This is a genomic window from Nonomuraea sp. C10, assembly GCF_008017515.1.
GTDB lineage: Bacteria > Actinomycetota > Actinomycetes > Streptosporangiales > Streptosporangiaceae > Nonomuraea > Nonomuraea ferruginea.
Map to the genome: position 1 here is coordinate 5,319,477 of NZ_VPFF01000001.1, position 19,285 is coordinate 5,338,761.

17 protein-coding genes are annotated in these 19,285 nt (G+C 71.5%); 1 reads left to right on the forward strand and 16 read right to left on the reverse strand.

Annotation, left to right across the window (positions count from 1 at the left end):
- Nucleotides 1–4 precede the first annotated feature (4 nt).
- The 12 genes from FR742_RS24465 to FR742_RS24520 all read right to left on the reverse strand — a co-directional run bounded on the left by FR742_RS24465 (nt 5) and on the right by FR742_RS24520 (nt 14,123).
- A complete protein-coding gene (locus FR742_RS24465) occupies nt 5–910 on the reverse strand; it encodes an ABC transporter permease (protein WP_148033110.1) in 906 nt (301 codons plus the stop codon).
- A complete protein-coding gene (locus FR742_RS24470) occupies nt 907–2,502 on the reverse strand; it encodes an ABC transporter substrate-binding protein (protein WP_261808720.1) in 1,596 nt (531 codons plus the stop codon). Before FR742_RS24470 ends, FR742_RS24465 begins: the two co-directional genes overlap by 4 nt.
- Nucleotides 2,499–3,590, reverse strand: coding sequence for an LLM class flavin-dependent oxidoreductase (locus FR742_RS24475; RefSeq protein ID WP_148033111.1), 1,092 nt, complete (start codon nt 3,588–3,590; stop codon nt 2,499–2,501). Before FR742_RS24475 ends, FR742_RS24470 begins: the two co-directional genes overlap by 4 nt.
- Entirely contained in the window at nt 3,587–4,621 is a 1,035-nt protein-coding gene (locus tag FR742_RS24480; protein WP_148033112.1) for an LLM class flavin-dependent oxidoreductase, read from the reverse strand. The genes FR742_RS24475 and FR742_RS24480 overlap by 4 nt, the downstream gene beginning before the upstream one ends.
- Nucleotides 4,618–5,769, reverse strand: a complete 1,152-nt coding sequence (locus FR742_RS24485) for an LLM class flavin-dependent oxidoreductase (RefSeq protein WP_148033113.1) — start codon at nt 5,767–5,769, stop codon at nt 4,618–4,620. The genes FR742_RS24480 and FR742_RS24485 overlap by 4 nt, the downstream gene beginning before the upstream one ends.
- Nucleotides 5,766–7,085: an NtaA/DmoA family FMN-dependent monooxygenase gene (locus FR742_RS24490; RefSeq protein WP_148033114.1), complete on the reverse strand. Its 1,320-nt coding sequence runs from the start codon at nt 7,083–7,085 to the stop codon at nt 5,766–5,768. The genes FR742_RS24485 and FR742_RS24490 overlap by 4 nt, the downstream gene beginning before the upstream one ends.
- The gene (locus FR742_RS24495) at nt 7,082–7,993 is read right to left on the reverse strand and encodes a glutathione S-transferase C-terminal domain-containing protein (RefSeq protein WP_148033115.1); all 912 of its coding nucleotides are present in this window, start codon (nt 7,991–7,993) and stop codon (nt 7,082–7,084) included. The genes FR742_RS24490 and FR742_RS24495 overlap by 4 nt, the downstream gene beginning before the upstream one ends.
- A gap of 13 nt (nt 7,994–8,006) precedes the next feature.
- Nucleotides 8,007–8,525, reverse strand: coding sequence for a flavin reductase family protein (locus FR742_RS24500; protein WP_261808721.1), 519 nt, complete (start codon nt 8,523–8,525; stop codon nt 8,007–8,009).
- A 318-nt stretch (nt 8,526–8,843) separates the two neighbouring features.
- Nucleotides 8,844–9,320, reverse strand: a complete 477-nt coding sequence (locus FR742_RS24505; protein ID WP_148033116.1) for a (2Fe-2S)-binding protein — start codon at nt 9,318–9,320, stop codon at nt 8,844–8,846.
- Between the two features lie 15 nt (nt 9,321–9,335).
- Nucleotides 9,336–11,648 (reverse strand): molybdopterin cofactor-binding domain-containing protein, encoded by a 2,313-nt coding sequence (locus FR742_RS24510; RefSeq protein WP_148033117.1) that lies wholly within the window; start codon nt 11,646–11,648, stop codon nt 9,336–9,338.
- Complete coding sequence (locus FR742_RS24515) at nt 11,648–12,868, reverse strand: oxygenase MpaB family protein (RefSeq protein WP_148033118.1); 1,221 nt, start codon at nt 12,866–12,868, stop codon at nt 11,648–11,650. Before FR742_RS24515 ends, FR742_RS24510 begins: the two co-directional genes overlap by 1 nt.
- A 40-nt stretch (nt 12,869–12,908) precedes the next feature.
- Nucleotides 12,909–14,123: an oxygenase MpaB family protein gene (locus tag FR742_RS24520; protein WP_148033119.1), complete on the reverse strand. Its 1,215-nt coding sequence runs from the start codon at nt 14,121–14,123 to the stop codon at nt 12,909–12,911.
- 152 nt (nt 14,124–14,275) lie between these two features.
- Between FR742_RS24520 and FR742_RS24525 the strand changes: the two genes are divergently transcribed.
- A complete protein-coding gene (locus FR742_RS24525; protein ID WP_396989727.1) occupies nt 14,276–14,962 on the forward strand; it encodes a TetR/AcrR family transcriptional regulator in 687 nt (228 codons plus the stop codon).
- Nucleotides 14,963–15,000: 38 nt separating this feature from the next.
- Here the strand turns inward: FR742_RS24525 and FR742_RS24530 are convergent, their stop codons facing one another.
- From FR742_RS24530 to FR742_RS24545, 4 genes are read right to left on the reverse strand one after another with little or no spacing between them, the layout of a single operon-like run.
- The gene (locus tag FR742_RS24530; RefSeq protein ID WP_148033120.1) at nt 15,001–16,050 is read right to left on the reverse strand and encodes an LLM class flavin-dependent oxidoreductase; all 1,050 of its coding nucleotides are present in this window, start codon (nt 16,048–16,050) and stop codon (nt 15,001–15,003) included.
- Nucleotides 16,047–17,522 carry an APC family permease gene (locus tag FR742_RS24535; protein ID WP_148033121.1) on the reverse strand — a complete coding sequence of 492 codons (1,476 nt, stop codon included), beginning with the start codon at nt 17,520–17,522 and terminating at the stop codon, nt 16,047–16,049. Before FR742_RS24535 ends, FR742_RS24530 begins: the two co-directional genes overlap by 4 nt.
- Nucleotides 17,506–17,760 carry a hypothetical protein gene (locus FR742_RS24540; protein WP_148033122.1) on the reverse strand — a complete coding sequence of 85 codons (255 nt, stop codon included), beginning with the start codon at nt 17,758–17,760 and terminating at the stop codon, nt 17,506–17,508. Before FR742_RS24540 ends, FR742_RS24535 begins: the two co-directional genes overlap by 17 nt.
- Nucleotides 17,757–19,256, reverse strand: a complete 1,500-nt coding sequence (locus tag FR742_RS24545) for an FAD-binding oxidoreductase (RefSeq protein ID WP_148033123.1) — start codon at nt 19,254–19,256, stop codon at nt 17,757–17,759. Before FR742_RS24545 ends, FR742_RS24540 begins: the two co-directional genes overlap by 4 nt.
- Nucleotides 19,257–19,285: the final 29 nt, after the last annotated feature.

The following is a 19,285-nucleotide window of genomic DNA, read 5'->3' on the forward strand; positions in this document are numbered from 1 at the left end:
GCGGTCAGCCCCTGATCCGCGGGTCGATGACGCGGTAGGCCAGGTCGAGCAGCGTGCTGACCGTGACGTACACGACGGCCGACAGCAGCACGACGGCCATCACGACGGGCATGTCCTGACCGGTCACGGCCTGCATGGCGACCTGGCCGAGCCCGGGCCGGCCGAACAGCACCTCGGTGATCACCGCGCCGCCCAGCAGCGCGCCGGTGAACCAGCCGGCCAGCGTCACGGCCGGGATGAGCGCGTGCCGCAGGGCGTGCCGGGCGACCAGGGCGCGTTCGGTGAGCCCGCGCGCCCTGGCCGTCACCGCGAACGACTGCTCCAGCGCCCGCTCCAGCCCGCCCCGGAGCACCTGGCCGAGCACGCCCGCGACGGGCAGGCCGAGCGCCAGCGCGGGCAGCACCAGCGCCGCCGGCCCGTCCGCCCCGGACACGGGGAACCAGCCGAGCGTGAACGAGAAGACCGACAGCAGCACGATCCCGATGAGGAACGGCGGCACGGACACCGATACCAGCTCGGCGGCCGAGGCGACGGCCCGCGGCCACCGCCCTCTGCCCGCCGTGCCGATCGCGATGAGGCCGGCCAGCACCACGCCGGTGGCCGCCGCGGCGAGCGTGAGCTGCGCGGTCGGCCCGATCTGGCCGGCCAGGATCTCGCCGACGCCGCGCTGCTGCTGGTACGAGCGGCCGAGGTCGCCGTGCAGCAGGCGCCACAGGTAGGACAGGTACTGCACGATCTCGGGCCGGTCGAGCCCCCATTCCGCGACGATCCCGGCCCGGATCTCCGGGGTGTCGGGGCCGTCGCCGACCAGGATGTCGACGGTGTCTCCCGGGGCGAGCAGCAGCGCGGCGTACGAGGCGGTGGCGGCGGCCCAGAGCACCGCCAGCCCGGCGCCCAGCCGTCTGATCATGTGCCGATCCGCACGTCGTACGCGCTCGCCGGGGTGCCGGAGGCGGGATCGAAGCCGAGCCCCTGGACGTTCTTGCTCGCGGCGATCTGGTCGGCGGGCACGTAGAGCGGGAACACGACGGCGTGGTCCGCCACGACCGCCCGCTGCGCCCTGGCGTAGAGCTCCTTGCGTTCGGCCTGGCCGGAGCTTGCGGAGGCGGCGGCGAGCCACTTGTCCAGGTCGGGGTCGGCGAAGCGGGTGCGGTTGATGGCGGCCCCTTCCGGCAGGATGAGGTTGAGCGCGGCGCCCGCGTCGGAGTCGCCGCGGGAGTTGCCGAACACCTCGTAGGCGTCGTCGTCCACGGCCTGCTGCGCGCTGCCCTGGTCGAGGATCCTGACCTGGAAGTCGATGCCGGCGTTCTGCTTGACCTGGGCCTGGATGGCCTGGGCGAGGATGTCGCGGCGGTCCCGGACGAACGGCGCCGAGGCGACCTCGCGCACGGTGAGCCGCTCGCCGTCCTTGACCCGGAACCCCTCGGCGTCCCGTTCCTTCCACCCTGCGGCGTCGAGCAGCGCGTTGGCCCTGGCCACGTCGCCGCCGTAGGTGTTCTCCAGGGACGGGTCGTAGAAGGGGCTCTCGCTGCCGACGATGCTCCACGCCCTGGTGGCGGTGCCCTGGTAGACGGATCTCAGCACCGCGTCCAGGTCCACGGCCTCGCGGAACGCCTCCCGTACGCGCCGGTCGTCGAAGGGGGCGTGGGAGGTGTTGAAGTAGTAGGAGTAGGCGGTGCCGGAGTTGAGCGCCGTCCGCAGGGTCAGCTCCGGGTCCTTCTCGATGAGGGCGACCTCGGTCGCGGGGACGCCCTCGATGACCTGCACCTGGCCCGAGGTGAGCGCGCCGACGCGGACAGCGGCCTCGGGCAGGAACCGGTAGGTGATCTCCGAAAGGTGGGCGGGGCCCTGGTGGGCCGCTCCGGCGGGGGGCCAGGCGTAGGCGGGGTTGCGCCGGTAGTGGATCTCCTGGCCCTGGACGTACCGTTCAAGGATGAACGGCCCGGTGCCGACCAGGTCCGGCCCGCCGAACTTGAGGTCCTCGGCGCCCTTCAGCGACTTCGGCGAGACCTGCCCGGCCAGGGGCGAGGCGAGGAAGTCGAGGAAGAGCGCGTCCGGCTCCTTGAGGGTGATCCTGAGCCGGTGCGGCGACACGACCTCGGCCTCGTCGAAGGACCTGAGCTGGATCGCGGCCACCGACGGGTTGTAGCCGGGCACGAGGAACTGGTCGAGGTTGGCCTTGACGGCGGCGGCGTCGAACGCCGTGCCGTCGTGGAAGGTGACGTCGTCGCGCAGGTCGAGGGTGTAGGTCAGCCCGTCGTCCGACACCGTCCACGCCGTGGCGAGCCAGGGCCCGAAGGAGCCGTCAGCGGCTTTCGACAGCAGCGCGTCGAACTGGTTGAACACCAGCAGCCTGGCCTTGTTCTGGGCCCACAGCTGCGGGTTCAGGGTGATCGGCTGCGTCTCGACGGCCCAGGTCAGCGAGGTGGTCCGCGCGGTCTGGACGGGTTGCGCGCCGCACGCGGCGAGGGTCAGCAGCAGGGCGGGGAGGATGCGCTTCACGGGCGGTTCCAGGCTTCGGCGAGCAGCTCGTACGAGCGCGCGCGGTCTTCGTGGTCGTGGGTGATGCTCGTGATGAGCAGTTCGTCGGCCCCGGTCACCCGCCGGAGCACGCGCAGCCCTTCGGCCACCTCGGCGGGTGGGCCGACGAACCGGGTGTCGAGGCGGTCCTTGACGAGGTCGCGGTCGGCGTCGGTCCAGACGTGCGCGTCGGCCTCCGCCGCTGTGGGGTACGGGATCGCGCCGTCGCCCGTCCGGATGCTGCGGACCCACAGGTCGTACCCCTTGGCCAGCTCGCGGGCCCGCGCCCGGCTCTCCGCGACGACCGCGTCCGCCGAGACGATCACGTACGGCTCGCCCAGCGCCTCCGACGGCTTGAACGCCTCCCGGTAGGCCTCGACGGCCTCCAGCACGCTGGACGGGCTGACGTGGTAGTTCGCCGCGAAGGGCAGCCCGCGTTCCCCGGCGACCTGGGCGCTCTGCCCGCCGCTGCTGCCGAGGATCCACACCCGCAGGTCCGCGCCCTCGCCGGGCACGGCGCGGGCCTCGTGCGTGCCGTCGAGCAGGGCGAGCACGTCGTCGATCTGGTCGGCGAAGTCGGGCGTCCGCGCGCCCGGCTGCTGGAGGGCGGCGATCTGGCGGGCGAGCCTGGGCTGCCTGGCGAGCGCCGACCAGTCGAAGGGCGGCGGGATCAGCAGCCCGTCCACCACCCGGGCCGCCTTCTTCTCGGCGACCGGGTCCGTGGCGAGTTCGGCGCGGCGCTGCCCGGAGCGCCCGATCCCCAGGTCGATCCGGCCCGGGTGGAGCGCGTCGACGATCCCGAACTGCTCGACCACCGACAGCGGCGTCTGGTGACCGAGCTGCACGGCGCCCGATCCGACCCGGATCGTGGAGGTGGCCGCGGCCACGAGCGCGATCAGCACGGCCGGCGCCGAACTGGCGACGCCGGGCGCGAAGTGGTGCTCGGCCAGCCAGTAGCGGCGGTAGCCGTACTCCTCGGCCCGGCGGGCGAGGTCGAGGGTGTTGCGCAGGGCGTCGCCCGCCGTGCCTCCCGACACGATCGGGGCGAGGTCGAGGATGGACAGCGTCACGTGGCACCTCCGGGGAACGGCCTGCTGGGGATCTCCGCCCGCAGCACGGGCGCGATCTCGGCCTGGAACAGCTCCAACGCGTCCCGGTGCTGACCGGGCGTGAGCCCGTCGGCGTCGGCGTGCAGGTGCATGACCTCGTGGCCGAACCGCTTGTGGTAGCGCAGCACCTTGTCGACGATCTGCTGCGGGCTGCCGACCAGGATCGAACTGCGCTCCATGGCGTCCTCCAGGGTCGGGAAGACCACCGGCAGGCCGAGCTTCCGCTGGAACGCCACCCGGGCGTCGTAGACGGGCCGGTAGGCGGAGACGGCCTCCTGCGAGGACCGGGCCGCGTAGTAGCCCGCCGTCCCCGCGCCGACCAGCGCGCCGGCCGGGTCGTGCCCGTAGTGCTCCCAGCGTTCCCGGTAGTGGTCGATCAGCTCGGCGTAGGGGCCGATGGGGTGGGTGACGTTGGCGGAGAACAGCGGGTCGCCGTGGCGGGCGGCCAGATCCACCGACTCCTGGCTGGTGGCGCTGCCGTGCCAGACGCGGATCGGCCGCTGCAGCGGCCGCGGCCAGGTCTCCGCCTCGGTCAGCGGCGGCCGGAACCGGCCTTCCCAGGTGACCTTGTCCTCCCGCCAGAGGCGGCGGAAGAGCTCGTACGACTCCCGGTTGCGTTCCCACTGGTCCTCGGCCGTGACGTGGAACAGCTGGGCCTGCGCCGCGCCGTTGCCCTTGCCGATGATCAGCTCCAGCCTGCCCTCCGACAGGTGGTCGAGCGTCGCGTAGTCCTCGTACGCGCGGACCGGGTCCAGCAGGCTCAGCGTGGTGACGGCGGTGAACAGCCGGATCCGGGTCGTCCTGGCGGCGATGTGGCTGAGCACCACCGGCGGCGAGGAGGAGATGAAGGGGCGCTCGTGCCGCTCCCCCACGCCGAACCCGTCGAAGCCGAGCTCCTCGGCCAGCACCGCGTTCTCGACGACCTCGCGGAAGCGCTCGGTGGGCGATCGGTCATCGTTATGGACGATCAACGTGATAGCCAGAAATTTCATGACACCTCCGCGTAGCGGCTGGCCGGACGCGGCAGGCCGAGCAGCCCCCGCAGCGTGGTGGCCTCGTAGGCGCGGCGGAACACCCCGTGCCCGCGCAGTTCGGCCGTCAGCCCGCGGGTGATCCGCTCCAGGTCGTACGGCAGCACGCCGGGCCGCAGCCGGAACCCCTGGATCCCGGCCCGCCGCCACTCCAGCAGCACGTCGGCCAGCTCGCGCACGGTCCCGGTGAAGATCGCGGCGTCGGAGGCGAGCTCGGCCCCGTCCAGCTCGTCGAGCCGCGCCTTACGCCGCGCCGCGTCCTCGCCGAGGAAGACGACCAGGTCGGCGAAGATCTTGATGTCGCCCGACAGCGCCCGGACCTCCTCCACGACGGCGCGGGCCTGCTCGTCGGAGTGCGGCGTGACGTACACGACGTCGGCGCTGCCGGCCGCGAACTCGTACGGCAGCCGCGCGTGGGCGAGCGCGGTCACCACCGGCTGACCCTGCGGCGGCCGGGGCGTGATCGACGGCCCCTTGACCGAGAAGAACCGCCCGGCGAAGTCCGCGTAGTGCAGCTTGTCCCGGTCGATGAACCTGCCGGTGGCCACGTCGCGGATCTCGGCGTCGTCCTCCCAGCTGTCCCAGAGCCGCCGCGCGACCTCGACCGCGTCGGCGGCCTCGGCGAACAGGTCGCGCACGTGCGGTTCGGCGGCGATGTCACGGGCCTCCGGGTCGAGCGGCGGGAACCGCCTGCGGCCGAAGTGCCGCGCCTCCGAGGCCCGCGCGGAGATCTGCGCGCGCCAGCCGGCCCGCCCGCCGCTGATGTGGTCGAGCGTGGCGATGCCGACGGCCACGTGGAACGGTTCGGTGTGCGTGGTGGTGGCCGTCGGCACCAGCCCGATCCGGCTGGTGAGCGGCGCGAGGCGGGCCGCGAGCAGCACCGCGTCGAACCTCCCCCGGACCTGGTCGGTGCGCTCGTCGGGGCCGTCGGGCAGGGTCGACTGCGGTCCCAGGGCGTCCTCGATGGTGACGAAGTCGAGCAGCCCGCGCTCGGCCTCGGTCACGAGGGCGGCCCAATAGCGGGCGGAGAAGACGTCCGCGGACGTCTCGCGCCAGGCGGCGGGGTGCCAGCCCGCGCCCTCCAGCGCCACGGCCAGGTGCACCGTCATGTCAGCTCCAGGTGGTCGCGGAGGGTGGCCCCGGTGTAGTCGGTTCGGAAGACGCCGCGCTCCCGCAGCAGCGGCACCACGCGGTCGACGAACTCGTCCAGGCCTCCGGGTGTGAGGTGCGGGACGAGGATGAACCCGTCGGCGGCGTCGGCCTGCACGTGCTCGTCGATCTGCCGGGCCACGCTCCCGGGGGTGCCGACGAACGTCTGCCGCCCGGTCACCTCGATGACCAGCTCCCGGATCGACAGGCCCTTCTCCCCGGCCAGCGCCCGCCACTTGGCGGCGACGGCGGCGCGGTCCTTGATCGGCACCCGGCCCTGGGAGACGCCTTCCGCCGGGTCCGGCTCGATGTCGGGCAGCGGGCCTTCGGGGTCGTACGCCGACATGTCGCGGCCCCACACCTGCTCCAGGAACGCGATCGCGGTCCGCGGCCCGACCTGCTGCCGGCGGATGGCGGCGGCCTTCTCGGCGGCCTCCTCGTCCGTGTCGCCGAGCGCGAACGTCACGCCCGGCATGATCTTGAGCTGGTGCGGCTCACGGCCGTACCTGGCCAGGCGGCGCTTGACGTCGGCGTAGAAGCGCCTGCCGTCCTCCAGCCTGCCGTGCGGCGTGAAGATCACGTCCGCGTGGGCGGCGGCGAACTCGCGTCCCTCGTCCGAGTCCCCCGCCTGGATGACCACGGGGTGCCCCTGCGGGCTGCGGGGCAGCGTGAACCGGCCCTCGACGGAGAAGTGCGCGCCCCGGTGCCCGACGTCGCCGATGGCTCCCGGGCGGACGAACGTGCCCGTCTCCCGGTCGGCGGCGACCGCGTCCGGCCGCCAGGAGTCCCACAGCTCCCGTGACAGCCGCACGAACTCCGCCGCCCGCTCGTACCGGTCGGCCCGGTCGAGGTAGCCGCCGCGGCGGAAGTTCTCGCCGGTGAACGCGTCGGAGGTGGTCACCACGTTCCACGCGGCCCGGCCGTCGCTCAGGTGGTCGAGCGTGGACAGCCGCCGGGCCAGCTCGTACGGCTCGTTGAAGGTGGTGTTGACGGTCCCGGCCAGGCCGAGCCGGTCGGTGACCGCGGCCAGGGCGCTGAGCACGGTGAGCGACTCCGGCCGGCCGACCACGTCGAGGTCGTGCACGCGGCCCTTGAGCTCGCGCAGCCGCAGCCCTTCGGCCAGGAAGAGGAAGTCGAGCTTGCCGCGCTCGGCCGTCCTGGCGAGGTGGACGAACGAGGCGAAGTCGATCTGGCTGCCGGAGCGGGGGTCGGTCCAGACGGTGGTGTTGTTCACGCCGGGGAAGTGGGCCGCCAGGTGAACCCGCTTGCGGCTCATCGGTCCCGCCCGTGCGGCGCGTCCCAGCTCGGGGGCAAGCCCTCGGTCGTCTCGCGGAAGGCCGGCAGCCGGTAGAGGTCGCGGGCGTACGGCCACAGATGCTCGAAGCCGGACAGCCCCCGCTCGCTGATCAGGTGGCCGGGGTTGTGCTCGGCGTCGAACCTGGCCAGCGTCACCCAGAACCGCACGTCGGCCTCGGTGATCGTGTCGCCGGCCAGGAACCGCTGCCCGGCCAGGCGCTCGTCCAGCCGCTCCAGCGCCGAGACGACCACCCGCCGCTCCCGCTCGCGGTCGTCCTCGGTGGCCGCGCGGGCCACCCTGGCGACGCCGGTGTTGACGTCGTGGTAGATCCAGGCGTTCAGCTTGTTGATCTCCGGGCGGAGCGCGTCCGGGTAGAGGTCGATCGGCGTGCCGGCCCACTGCTCGAACTGGGTGGCCAGGTCGATCGTGATGTCGGGGAAGTGGTTGCTGACGATCGTGCCGGTGTGCCGGTCCCAGAGCACGGGGACCGAGACGTGGCCGCCGTAGCCCTTCTCGGTGGCGTCGTACGCCTCCTCCAGCAGGGTGAAGCCGTTGACCGGGTCGGCGCCGCGGCGCTCCCTGAACGCCCAGCCGCGGCCGTCGCGCTCGTCGTCCACGTACGACAGCGAGATCACCTCCTCCAGGCCCTTGAGCTTGCGGACGATCGCGGCGCGGTGGGCGTACGGGCAGACCCAGGAGACGTAGAGGTGGTAGCGGCCGGGCTCGGCGCGGTGGCCGCTGGAGCCGTCGGCGGTGATCCGGCCCTGGAACGGGTAGACGGGGCGGTTCCAGTCGGGCGACAGGTGCAGGCGGCCCGGCCCGTAGTGGCCGTACGCGACGAGGTCGACGGGGCTCGCGTAGGCGCCCGTCCGGGTGGGTGTGGACACGGGATCTCCGGGTTCAGGAGTCGGGGTGGGCCAGGAAGCGGCCGAAGCGGCCCTGGTGGTAGAGGAGCGGGCGGCCCTGCCGGTGGACGTCGGCCTCGGCGACCAGGCCGACCACCAGCACGTGGTCACCGACCTGCGCCGTCTCGTAGGGCAGGCAGATCAGGTGCGCGGAGACGTCCTGCAGCAGCGGCGCGCCCAGCGGCCCCGGGCGCCAGCGGGTGGGCTCGGCGAAGCGGTCGACGCTCTTCCTGGCGAACCGGGCCGCCAGCTCGGACTGGTCGCTGGCCAGGATGTTGACCGCGAAGTGGTCGGCGGCGCCGAGCCTGGGCCAGGTGGTGGAGGAGCGGTCCACGTAGAAGGAGACGAGGGGCGGTTCGAGGCTGACGGAGGAGAAGGAGGTGGCGGTGAGACCGACGGGGACGCCGTCGCTCTGGGCGGTGATGACCACGACGCCGCTGGCGTGCACGGCCAGCGCCCGCCTGAACCGGGCGGCTTCGACGGCGTGGCCGTCGGTCAGGGATGAAACGGTCACGGGAGTTCCTCACAGGAGAAAGGCATGCTCGCGCGGCGCCCCAGTGACGGTCCGGGGTCGCGGAGAAGGGGAAGTCGTCGACGAGGGCGCGGGCGGCTTCGGCCGCGCCGGGAGCACGGAGGTGGCGGCTACGGATGCGTGATCAACGACACTGCGCGCTGGCGACGTGGCAGAAATCCACGTGGGAGCGCCTAGTCAGGAGGAGACCCTGCCTCATGGGAACGACGTTAGGCCGCGGCCCCGGCGAAGTCAATATTTCCTACTAGCTTTTAGGGGATTTACGCGCGCGAAAGGCCGTGCCCCGGACGGGGCACGGCCTCACATGTCTTCGGCGCCGGCTCTGATGGCTTCGCGGATGCGGGGGTACGTGCCGCAGCGGCAGATGTTGCGCAGCCCGTCGAGGTCGGCGTCCGTGATCGAGCGGCCTTCGGCGGCGACGCGGCGGACCAGCGCCACGGCGGCCATGATCTGGCCCGGCTGGCAGTAGCCGCACTGGGCGACGTCGTGGTCGAGCCAGGCCTGCTGCATGGGGTGCAGGTCCCGGCCGACCGTGGCCGCCAGCCCTTCGATGGTCGTGACCTCGTCGGTCGGCTGGAGATCCTGGACGGGGATCGCGCAGGGGTTGACGGCCTTGCCGTTGAGGTGGCTGGTGCAGGCTTTGCAGACGTTGATCCCGCAGCCGTACTTCGGCCCGGTGATGCCGAGGATGTCGCGCAGGACCCACAGCAGGCGGACGTCGCCGGCGACGTCGACGGTGACCTGCTCGCCGTTGACGCGGAACGTGTGCTCGGGCACTCAGATCTCCTTGGTTCAGCGGGCGTGGTCCAGGCCGTCGGTCGGCGACGGCGGGATCGGCGGGACGGTGGGCTTGGGGGTGAACGAGAGCGTCCCGTGGTTGATCGGGAAGCTGGTGGGCATCGTGCCGGTGGCGCGGCCGTACGCGCAGGCGACCGCGGCCATCGACGCGGCGACGCCCAGCTCCCCCGCGCCCCCGGGCTGGTCGGACGTGCTGGGCATGACGATGACCTGGAGTTCCGGCGGGGTGTTCCACTGGCGGGTGTAGAAGTAGTTGTCCCAGCTCGCCTCCAGGAAGTGGCCGTCGTGCAGGTGGAGGCTGGAGGTCAGGGCCAGCGCGATGCCGTCCATGACGCAGCCCATCATCTGGGCCTCCAGGCCGCGGGGATTGACGGCCAGGCCGACGTCCACGGCGAAGACGACCTTGGTGACGCGCGGCCCGGCCACGCCGTCGCGGATGGGCCGGTCGACCGTCGCGGGCCGGCAGTCGATCTCCACCAGCGCGGCGCTGACCGATTTGTACTCGGCGTGGAACGCGATGCCCTGGGCGGTGCCGGGCGCCATGGACCGGCCCCAGTTCCCGGCCTCCGCCACCTCCGCCAGCACCGCCCTGGACCGGTCGTCCTGGAGGAAGTCGCGCCGGAACCGGTAGGGGTCCTTGCCCATCCTCGCCGCGAGCTGGTCGACGATGAGCTCGCGGGCGCAGGTGACGTCCGGCGAGTAGACGTTGCGCATGCTGCCGGTGTTGAAGCCCTTGTCCGTCTCGCTGAGCAGCCGGCTGACGACCCCGAACCGGTAGGACGTCGCCTGGCTGAGATGGAAGAACGTCTGGGCGAAGCCGATGTCGCCCACCGGAAGCCTCGCGGCCAGGGCGGTGATGATCTCACCGAGCCCGTGGCCGAGGTCCGTGGAGACACTGGTGTGCCGCTGCTTGTAGCTCAGCACGGTGTCGCCGAGGTAGGCGACGCGGACCCGCGAGGTGGCCATCGGGTGGGTGCGCCCCTGGCGGGAGTCGTCGGCGCGGTGCCACATGAGCTTGACCGGTTTGCCGATCTTCTGTGACATCTCGGCGGCTTCGAGCGCGGCGTCGAAGAACAGCTTGCGCCCGAAGGAGCCGCCGCCCTCGGTGACGTGCACGGTGACCTTGCCGGCAGGCAGCCCGAGCTTGGCGGCGATGGCCTGCTGGGCGACGATCGGCGATTTCAGCGCCGACCAGATCTCGGCCCGGCCGGCCCGCACGTCGGCGATCGCGCAGTTGGGTTCGAGCGCGCTGTTGCTGCGGAAGTAGAAGGTGAACTTGCCTTCGACGACGGGGGTCGGCGGCCTGAGCCCCATCGGCAGTTCCGCCGCTTCGAGCTGCCGCAGCACACTGGCGTCGGACTTCCCCTCCGCGGTGCCCGGTCTCCAGGAGACCTGCAGGGCGCGTACGGCGTCGACGCACTGCCCGAAGGTCTCGGCACGGACCGCGACCCCGGTGGAGATCGTCACCACGTCGGTGACGCCGGGCATGGCGCGGACCTGCGCGAGGTTCGCCACCGAGCCGACCTTGCCGTTGATGGTCGGCGGGCGGCACACCATCGCCGGCTTGGCGTCAGGGACGTCGAGGTCCATCGCGAACTTCTTGCGCCCGGTGACCGCGTCCAGGGCGTCGACGCGGTTGTGCGGCCTGCCGATGACGGTGAAGCTCTCACGCGGCGCGAGCTCCACGGACACCCGCTCGGTCCGCGTGCTCGCGGCCTTCGAGGCGAGCGCGCCGATGCCGACGCTCCGGCCGGCGCGGTCCTTGACCACCCCGTCCTCGATCGTCAGGTTGCCCGCGTCGGTGCCGAGTTCGGCCGCCGCGGCGGTCAGCAGGCGTTGCCGGGCGACGGCGGCGGCGACCCGGATCGGGGTGTAGGTGGCGATGGTCGTGTTCGAGCCGCCGGTGAGCTGGTTGAACACCAGCTCGGGGCGGGCGTCGGCCAGCGTGACGCGCACCCGGTCCAGCGGCACGGACAGCTCCTCGGCGATCAGCATGGCCGTCGAGGTGGTGATGCCCTGGCCGACCTCGGCCCGCGGCAGCGCGAACGCCACCGTGCCGTCCTGCCGCACCTCGACCGAGATCAGGTTCGAGGTGGGCAGCGCCGCCGCCGTCATCAGGTCGTTGAGGTCGACCAGCTCGGTCAGTTCGGGCGCGGCCAGTGCCCCGGCCCCGGCCGGGGCACTGGCTCCGGCCGGCGCCGGGGCGAGCTCGGCGGCGGCCACCAGGGTCGGGGCCGCCAGCACGTACCCGAGGAAGCGCCGCCGCCCGATGGCCGAGCCCGGCCCGTCGTCCTGCGGTCCGGTCATCAGGTGCCGGGCCGGTTGGTCGTGGGGATCTCGATCTTGGTCTCCTTGCCCTTGGTGAGGAAGAACATGATGTACTGCCGGACCGCCTCGTCGATGACCCAGGCGATCTGCGGCACCAGCGGCAGCGGGATGAGCCCCTCACGGAACCTGACCAGCTTCGGCCAGGCCGAGCTGATCAGCGGGTCCCACACCGGCTCACGCTCGATGCCGTCCCAGTCGGCCACCTGGTCGCCGACCAGGTAACGGGCGAGCGCGTTGCAGAGCGGCCGGCTGATGCTGCCGGGGCTGGTCTGCTCGGCGAGCTGGTCCAGCAGGATGTCGGTCAGCGCCACGCCCTCGGGGGTCGGCCCCATGTTGCGGGGCAGGACCTGGTCCGACTGCGCGTAGGCCTCGTCCCAGTTGGAGGGGATGTACTCGTCCTTGATGCCGAGCATGTGCGCGGTCACCTGCCACACGTGCAGGTACGCCGCGGAGTCGGCGGAGCTGATCGGCACCTTCCATTCGAGCATCTTGCGCATGGCGAAGGTCGGCAGGGTGTGCCAGGTGACCAGCATGTCCTCCTGGCTGATCGGGATGCCGTAGGGCCAGTGGGGCACCTGCCGCAGCAGGTGCCGCACCGCGGCGTGCACCAGCCGGGTCTTCACCGCCTCGACCACGCACGAGCCGTCCGGCCGGTAGGCGTTCAGCGACCCGACGGCGAACCCCAGGATGCTCGTCTTGGCCACGCGGTCCTCCATGTCCGCGCCGCCCTTGGAGTAGTAGACCGCGCGGGCCTCCTTGGGGATGGCGGTGCTCAGCATGCCGCCGCCCACGCCGTTGAGCAGGTTGAGGTACAGCCCTCTGGACTTGTTGAAGTCGGCCGCGGTCTCCAGCTTGCCGCGGTCCGCCCACGACGGCAGCCGGCGGGCCCGCTCCATGAAGTCCCGCAGATCCGCCGGCAGGCCGTCGGGCAACGGCTGGTCGTTCCGGTTCCAGTCCCACAGCAGGCGGTTGACCTCGGGCACGTCACCCCGGTCGATCAGCGAGGCGACCAGCGCGTCGGCCTCCTCGTCCCACACCCATCGCGGGTCCGTGCCGGCGCCGGAGCCCGCGACCGAGCCGCGCGCCGACCAGGTCCAGGGCGTCTGGCTCGCCTCCGCCGGAGGGGTGAGCCCCAGGGCGCCGAGCGCTCCCAGCGTTCCGCCCGAGATCAGGATCTTGCGCCTGCTCAACTCCGCCATTGCGCGTACTCCTCTCCGTGTGCCGGGTGAAAGGGGTCGATCAGGACGGCCGGTTGGTTTCCGGGATCTCGATCCTGATCGGCTGCGCTTCGGACAGGAAGAGCAGGGTCGCCTTGCGCAGGAACTCGTCGAAGAGCCAGTACGTCTCCGGCGCCAGCGGGAGGTTGAGCAGACCTTCGCGGATGGCGATGAACGGCCGCCAGGACAGCCGGAGCAGCGAGTCCCAGACGGGCTCCCTCGGGATCTTCAGCCAGCCGGCTATCTGGTCGCCGAGCACGTAGCGGGTGAACGCGCCGAGGATCGGCTTGGACAGGATGGCGCCGTCGACCTCGGCGCCGAGGTTGAGCAGGATGTCGGCCAGCTTGATGCCCTCGGGGGTCGGCGCCAGGATCGGGGTCAGAACCTGCTCCGCCTGGGAGTTGGCCTGCGCCCACGACGCGGGGATGTACTCGTCCCTGATGCCGAGCATGTGCGCGGTGAGCTGCCACGAGTGCAGGAAGGCCGTGGACTCGGAGCTGGGGATCGGCACCCTCCAGTCGAGCATCTTCTGCATGACGGTCGTGCCCAGGCTGTGCCAGGTGACCATCATGTCCGCCTGGCTGATCGGGATCTCCTCGTCGGCGACCGGGGGCCAGTACGGGGACTGCGGCAGCAGGTGCCGCACCGCGGCGTGCACCAGCCGGGTCTTGACGCAGGTCACGATCATCTCGCCGTCGGGATCGAAGGCGTTGCGCGTCATGATGTCGTAACCGAGCTTGGCGGTCTTGGTGATGCGGTCCTTCATGTCCGCGCCGCCCTGCGAGTAGTAGACGGCGCGGGCCTCCCGGGGGATGACCGTGCTCATCATGCCGCTGGCCATGCCGTACAGGACGCCGAGGTAGAGTCCCCGCTTCTCGGTGAACCTGAACGAGGTGGCCAGCTTGCCGTGGTCGGTCCAGGCCGGAAGCCGCCGGGCGTCCTCCATGAACGCCCGCAGGTCCGCCGGGAGCCCGTCGGGCAGCGGCTGGCCGTTCTTGGTCCAGTTGCGTAAGAGCCGGTTGACCAGGGGCACGTCGCCCCGGTCGAGCAGCGAGGCGACGAGTGGGTCCGCTTCCGCGTCCCACACCCATCGCGGGTCGGCGCCGACGCCCGTGCCCGCCACCGAGCCCTTGGGCGACCAGGTCCACGCGTACGCCGGGGTCGTGACGCTCAGCGCGCCGAGCGCGCCGAGCGCGCCGCCCGCCTTCAGCACGTTGCGTCTGCTGGGTTTGTCCATGCCGTCGTTCCTCCTCCTGGTAGGGAGCCAGCTTCGTGGGATCCGAGAGCACGTACTGATACGATGAAACAGATGTCAGATCTGCGTATCAGCATCATGACAGCACACTGTGAGGACCATCACAATAGGCATCATCGATTTGGGAGGTGGTCGTGGAATCCGCGCTGTCCGTGCTCATGTCGCCGTCACAGCCGGCGGACTCGGAGTCCCTGCTGGAGCGCGCCTACCTTGACGCCGTCGAACAGGTCGGCGACCTGGACGAGACCCGTGCGCGCATCCTTGACGCGGCATACGAGCAGTTCAGCCGGATGGGCATCCGGCGCTCCACGATGGAGGACGTCGCCCGGCGGGCCAAGGTCTCGCGGATCACCGTCTACCGGCGGTTCGCCACCAAGGACGCGCTGGTCGAGCACGTCGTCCGGAGAGAGTTCCGCCGCTACTTCGACCAGTTCCTCATCGACATCGAACAGGCCGGCACCGCCGCCGACCGCGTGGTCCTGGGCTTCGTGAGCTCGCTTCGCACCATCCGGGACAACCCGCTGATCGGCGGCCTGATCGCCGCCGAACCCGACCTGCTCATCCCCTCCATGATCACCGATGGCGGCCGCACTCTCGCCACCGTGCGCCGGTTCGTCGCCGGCCAGCTCCGCCGCGAGCAGCGCGCGGGCCACGTCGCCGCCGACCTCGACGCCGACCTGGTGGCCGAGCTGATGGTACGGATCTCCGCCTCTTTCCTGTCGACCCCCAGCCAACTCATCGACCTCGACGACGACGAGCAGCTGGCCGCCGTCGCCCGGCAGTTCCTGGTGCCCATGCTGGGCGGCTCCCGGCCGTCCTGAGAGGGGCACGGCGCGGTCCGCCGCGCCCCTCCCCCCGGTCAGGCGAACGCGGGCATGATCTGGTCGTGGATCAGCCTGAGCTGGGTGTCCACGTCCGCCACCTCGGGCAGCTCCCGCCCCATGAACTGCTTGACCAGCGTCGCGTCGGTGATGGCCAGGATCATGTGGTTGACGCCGGCCGGCTCGATCTCGCGCTTGATCTTGGCCACGCACTCCTCCGGAGTGCCGGCGATGGACAGCCGCTCCCCCACCTCGGGCGTGGTCAGCTCGATCGCCCTGGCCAGGTCGCCGGCGCCGAGCGCGTCGACAATGGGCTTCATGGCGCCCGGTTCGACGCCGTTGCGTTCGAGCTGCTCGGCGGGCATGGAGGAGGCGTAGAGGCCGACCATGCTGCGGGCGGCCTCCTTCGCCACGGCCGAGTCCGGGCCGGTGGCGAAGACGACCCAGGCGCCGATGTCCATCGCGGCGGCGTCCTTGCCCGCCTTCTCGGCCCCGGCCGTGAAGTGCTCCACGAGGTAGTCGTAGGCCTCACGGGTGTAGCTGAGCGCGTGGTGCACGCCGTCGGAGTGCTCGCCGGCCGCACGGAAGGAGCGCGGCCCGCGCATCGCGCCGAGCTTGACCGGCACGCGTTCCTGCACCGGGCGGGCGAAGGTGAACAGGCCGTCGTACTTGAAGAACTCGCCGTCGTAGGTGATCGCGCCGTCGTCCAGCAGCGTGCGCACCACGTGCGCCGCCTCCTTCACGCGCGACAGCGGCTTGGTGACCGTCCAGTCGATGCCGTACTGAGCGAGCAGCCCGAAGTTGCCGCTGGACAGCACCACCTCGGCGCGCCCGTCGCTGAGCTCGTCGAGCGTGGCCGCCGCCTGCGCGATCAGGGACGGCTCGCGCAGCACCACCGAGGAGACGCTGGGCCCGAACCGGATGCGGGAGGTCTGCTGCGCGGCGGCGGCGAACAGCAGCCACAGATCCTTGTGCCAGGTCTCGTCGGCCGCGTAGCAGGCATGGAAGCCGAGCTCGTCGGCCAGGCGGATGGACGCCAGCGAGTCGCGCAGCGGGTAATCGGGCAGCATGACGTAACTGAACTTCATCGTCGGACCTCCTGGGGGATGGCGTCGCCGGAAGGGGCGTCGCCCTTGTCGTACGGTCTGGCGATCAGCAGGTAGACCAGCCCGGCGGCGACCACGACCAGCCCGGACAGGGCCACCAGGTAGTTGTCGTACCAGGGCGCGTCGGGCGTCCTCGGCCAGGTCATGTTGAGGATGGCGAGCACCCCGTAGACCAGCGCGGCCACGTTGACGGCGAGCCCCGCCCGGCCGAGCGTGAACGGGCCGGCCGGGCGCCAGCCGCGCAACCTGGCCCGCAGCGCCGCCAGCACCACCATCTGGAAGCCCAGGTAGATGCCGAGCACCGCGAACGAGATGATCTTGATGAGGGCGTCCTCCGACACGATCGAGCCGAGCACGATCACCGCGGGCACGGCGGCGGCGACCAGCATGGCGTTCGGCGGGATGTGCCTGACCGGGGAGAACTTCCTGAACACGCGGCTGAACGCGATCATGTCGTCCCTGGCGTAGGAGTACAGCAGCCGGCTCGCGGCCGCCTGCAGGCTGAGCGCGCACGACAGGAACGACAGCAGCACCACGCCGAGCACGACCTTCAGGCCCACGGGGCCGAACGCGGCGGTCAGCACGTTCGTCACCGGGTCGGCGTCGGCGCCGGAGATGACGGCGGCGAAGTCGGGCACCGCGAGCAGCAGCGCCAGGCAGACGAACGTCGCGGCGGCGCCGCCCACGTAGATGGTCATGCGCATGGCCTTGGGGATGCGCCGGGTCGGGTCGGGCACCTCCTCGGCCACGTCACCGCACGCCTCGAAACCGTAATACTGAAAAATCCCGATAAGCCCGGCAGCCAGGAACGCCACGAAATATCCGGACTCCGAACCCGCGCCGAACGTGTCGAACAGCACCCCCAGCCCGTGGTGCCGCTGGGTCAGCAGCAGCCACAGCCCCACGGCCAGCGCCCCGACCAGCTCGGCGGCGAACCCGATGATCGCCGCCATCGCCAGAGCCCTGGTCCCGCCCAGGTTGATGACCAGCGCCACGCCCAGGATGACCAGCGCGCAGAGGATCGTGTTCCAGGTGCTGACCTCGATCCCCAGGAGGGCGGACAGGTACGGCCCCGCCCCGTACGCCACGCTCGCGATCGTCACCAGCAGCGCGACCAGGTACACCCAGCCCGTCATCCAGGCCCACCGCCGCCCCCACAGCCGCCTGGCCCAGGGGTAGATGCCGCCGGTCAGCGGGTACTGCGAGACGATCTCGCCGAAGACGAGCGCCACCAGGAACTGCCCGGCGCCCACGATGACCAGGCTCCAGATCATCGGCGGGCCGCCGACGGCCAGCGACGAGGCGAACAGCGTGTAGATGCCGACCACGGGAGACAGGTACGTGAAGCCGAGGGAGAAGTTGGCCCACAGGCTCATGTTCCTGCGGAACTCGGAGGTGTAGCCGAGGCCGGCCAGTTCGGCGTCGTCGCGCGGGGCGTCATTCGTCGAGGTCATGGAGGAGCTCCTCGCCAGAGATCACCTTGTCCGCGAAGTGCCGGTGCATCCAGGCCAGGTGGTCGGCCCGGGACCGGACCAGGCGCAGCGTGTCCCAGTTGGGGAAGGTCTGCTGGGTCACGTGGTCGGTCATGAGGCCGGGCTCGACCTCGAAGACGTGCTCGAACCGGGTGATCGCGACGTCGGTCACCCGCTGGGCCGGCGGATGCGACATCTCCTCCTGATGGCGATATTTCATGATTGCTCCGCGTACGCCTGGTCGAGCAGGTACTTGCCGGGGTTCATGATGTTGTTCGGGTCGATGGCCCGTTTGATGTCGAGCATCACGTCGAAGCCGCCGCCGAGCTCCTCCGGCACCAGGTCCACCTCGCCCTCGCGGCAGGAGCCGTGGCAGGCGCTGATCGAGCCGCCGTGCGCCAGCGCCACCGCGGCGAGGTCGCGCTTGGCTCGGACCCAGGCGGCCCAGGCGGCGTCGTCGAGCCGCTGCTCCCAGATGCCGATGTCGATCTCGGTGAGGTAGTCGGCGCCGGTCGAGCCGTTGGTGTAGGCGAACATGCCCCAGTCGTCGAACACGTCGCTCTCCCGCCGGAGCCGGTCGGCGATCTCGTGCCAGGCCAGCCTGACGGAGGGCAGGTTCGTGTAGTTGATCGAGGCGTCCTCGCAGTGCCAGCTCATCGGCACGACCTGGCCCGAGCGGGTGCGGCCGTGCAGCGGCGTGGCGTACCTGTCGTGCCTGGCCGCCCAGTCGCCCTCGGAGATCTCGTCGCCGAGGTAGCGGGCGCCGAGATCGCGGGCGATGCGCAGCAGCCTCCTGCCACCGGCCCTGACCTCGTCCTCGTAGCCGTACATCGCGGCGCACACCAGCGCCCGCACCGACGACGGCTGCGGGATGTACGCCTCGTCGTCGCGCCGCAGGTAGGCGACCTTCCACTCGTCGAACAGCACCGCGCCGGCGAACGTGGCCACGCCCGCCCGCGCCAGCGCGCCGACCGCGCGGTAGGCGCTGTCGTAGTCCTCGAACGCCCAGAACGGCGAGAACTCCGCCTCCGGTTTCGGGAACAGCTTGAGCGTCGCCTCGGTGGCGATGCCGAGCGTGCCCTGGTGACCCATGAACAGGTGCTTGAGCTGGTAGCCGCTGGAGCTCTTGGTGATCTTCCGCCCGATGCCGTCGCCGACGTGGATGACCTTGCCGGTCGGCAGCACGTGGTCGAAGCTGAGCACCAGGTCGCGGGAGTGGCCGTAGCGGGAGCCGATCAGCGACCAGCCGCTGGTGCCGATCCGGCCGCCGACGAGCGAGCACGGGTAGGACGCCGGGTCGTCCGGATAGATCAGCCCGTGCCGGGCGAGGACCTCGTTCAGCTTGAGTGCGTTGATGCCGGTCCCGACCGTGCAGGTGCGGTTGTCGAGGTCGATCTCCTTGATCTGGTTGATCCGCTTGACGTCCACCACGATGCCGCCGCGCAGCGGCACCGCGCCGTCGGTCAGGCCGGTGCCGCCGTCGCGCGGCACGACCGGGATCCGCAGGCTGTTCGCCAGCCTGAGCACCTCCGCGACCTCCTCGGTGGAGCCCGGCAGCACCACCAGGTCGGGCATCCGCTCCGCCCACCGGTGCACCGGGAACGGCGCCGGCACCCGCGCCCGGTTGAGCCGGTCGGCCTTGCCGGTCAGCACGTGCTCCGGGCCGAGGATCCGCCGGAGCTCGTCCAGCACGGGATCGCCGATCAGGACCGTCATGACGCCACCTCCGCCACCGGACCGCCGGG

Coding starts and splice junctions, on each gene's coding strand:
- FR742_RS24465 (WP_148033110.1), bottom strand. CDS start 910: ATGATCAGACGGCTGGGCGCCGGGCTGGCGGTGCTCTGGGCCGCCGCC.
- FR742_RS24480 (WP_148033112.1), bottom strand. CDS start 4,621: ATGAAATTTCTGGCTATCACGTTGATCGTCCATAACGATGACCGATCG.
- FR742_RS24485 (WP_148033113.1), bottom strand. CDS start 5,769: ATGACGGTGCACCTGGCCGTGGCGCTGGAGGGCGCGGGCTGGCACCCC.
- FR742_RS24490 (WP_148033114.1), bottom strand. CDS start 7,085: ATGAGCCGCAAGCGGGTTCACCTGGCGGCCCACTTCCCCGGCGTGAAC.
- FR742_RS24510 (WP_148033117.1), bottom strand. CDS start 11,648: ATGACCGGACCGCAGGACGACGGGCCGGGCTCGGCCATCGGGCGGCGG.
- FR742_RS24515 (WP_148033118.1), bottom strand. CDS start 12,868: ATGGCGGAGTTGAGCAGGCGCAAGATCCTGATCTCGGGCGGAACGCTG.
- FR742_RS24520 (WP_148033119.1), bottom strand. CDS start 14,123: ATGGACAAACCCAGCAGACGCAACGTGCTGAAGGCGGGCGGCGCGCTC.
- FR742_RS24530 (WP_148033120.1), bottom strand. CDS start 16,050: ATGAAGTTCAGTTACGTCATGCTGCCCGATTACCCGCTGCGCGACTCG.
- FR742_RS24535 (WP_148033121.1), bottom strand. CDS start 17,522: ATGACCTCGACGAATGACGCCCCGCGCGACGACGCCGAACTGGCCGGC.
- FR742_RS24540 (WP_148033122.1), bottom strand. CDS start 17,760: ATGAAATATCGCCATCAGGAGGAGATGTCGCATCCGCCGGCCCAGCGG.
- FR742_RS24545 (WP_148033123.1), bottom strand. CDS start 19,256: ATGACGGTCCTGATCGGCGATCCCGTGCTGGACGAGCTCCGGCGGATC.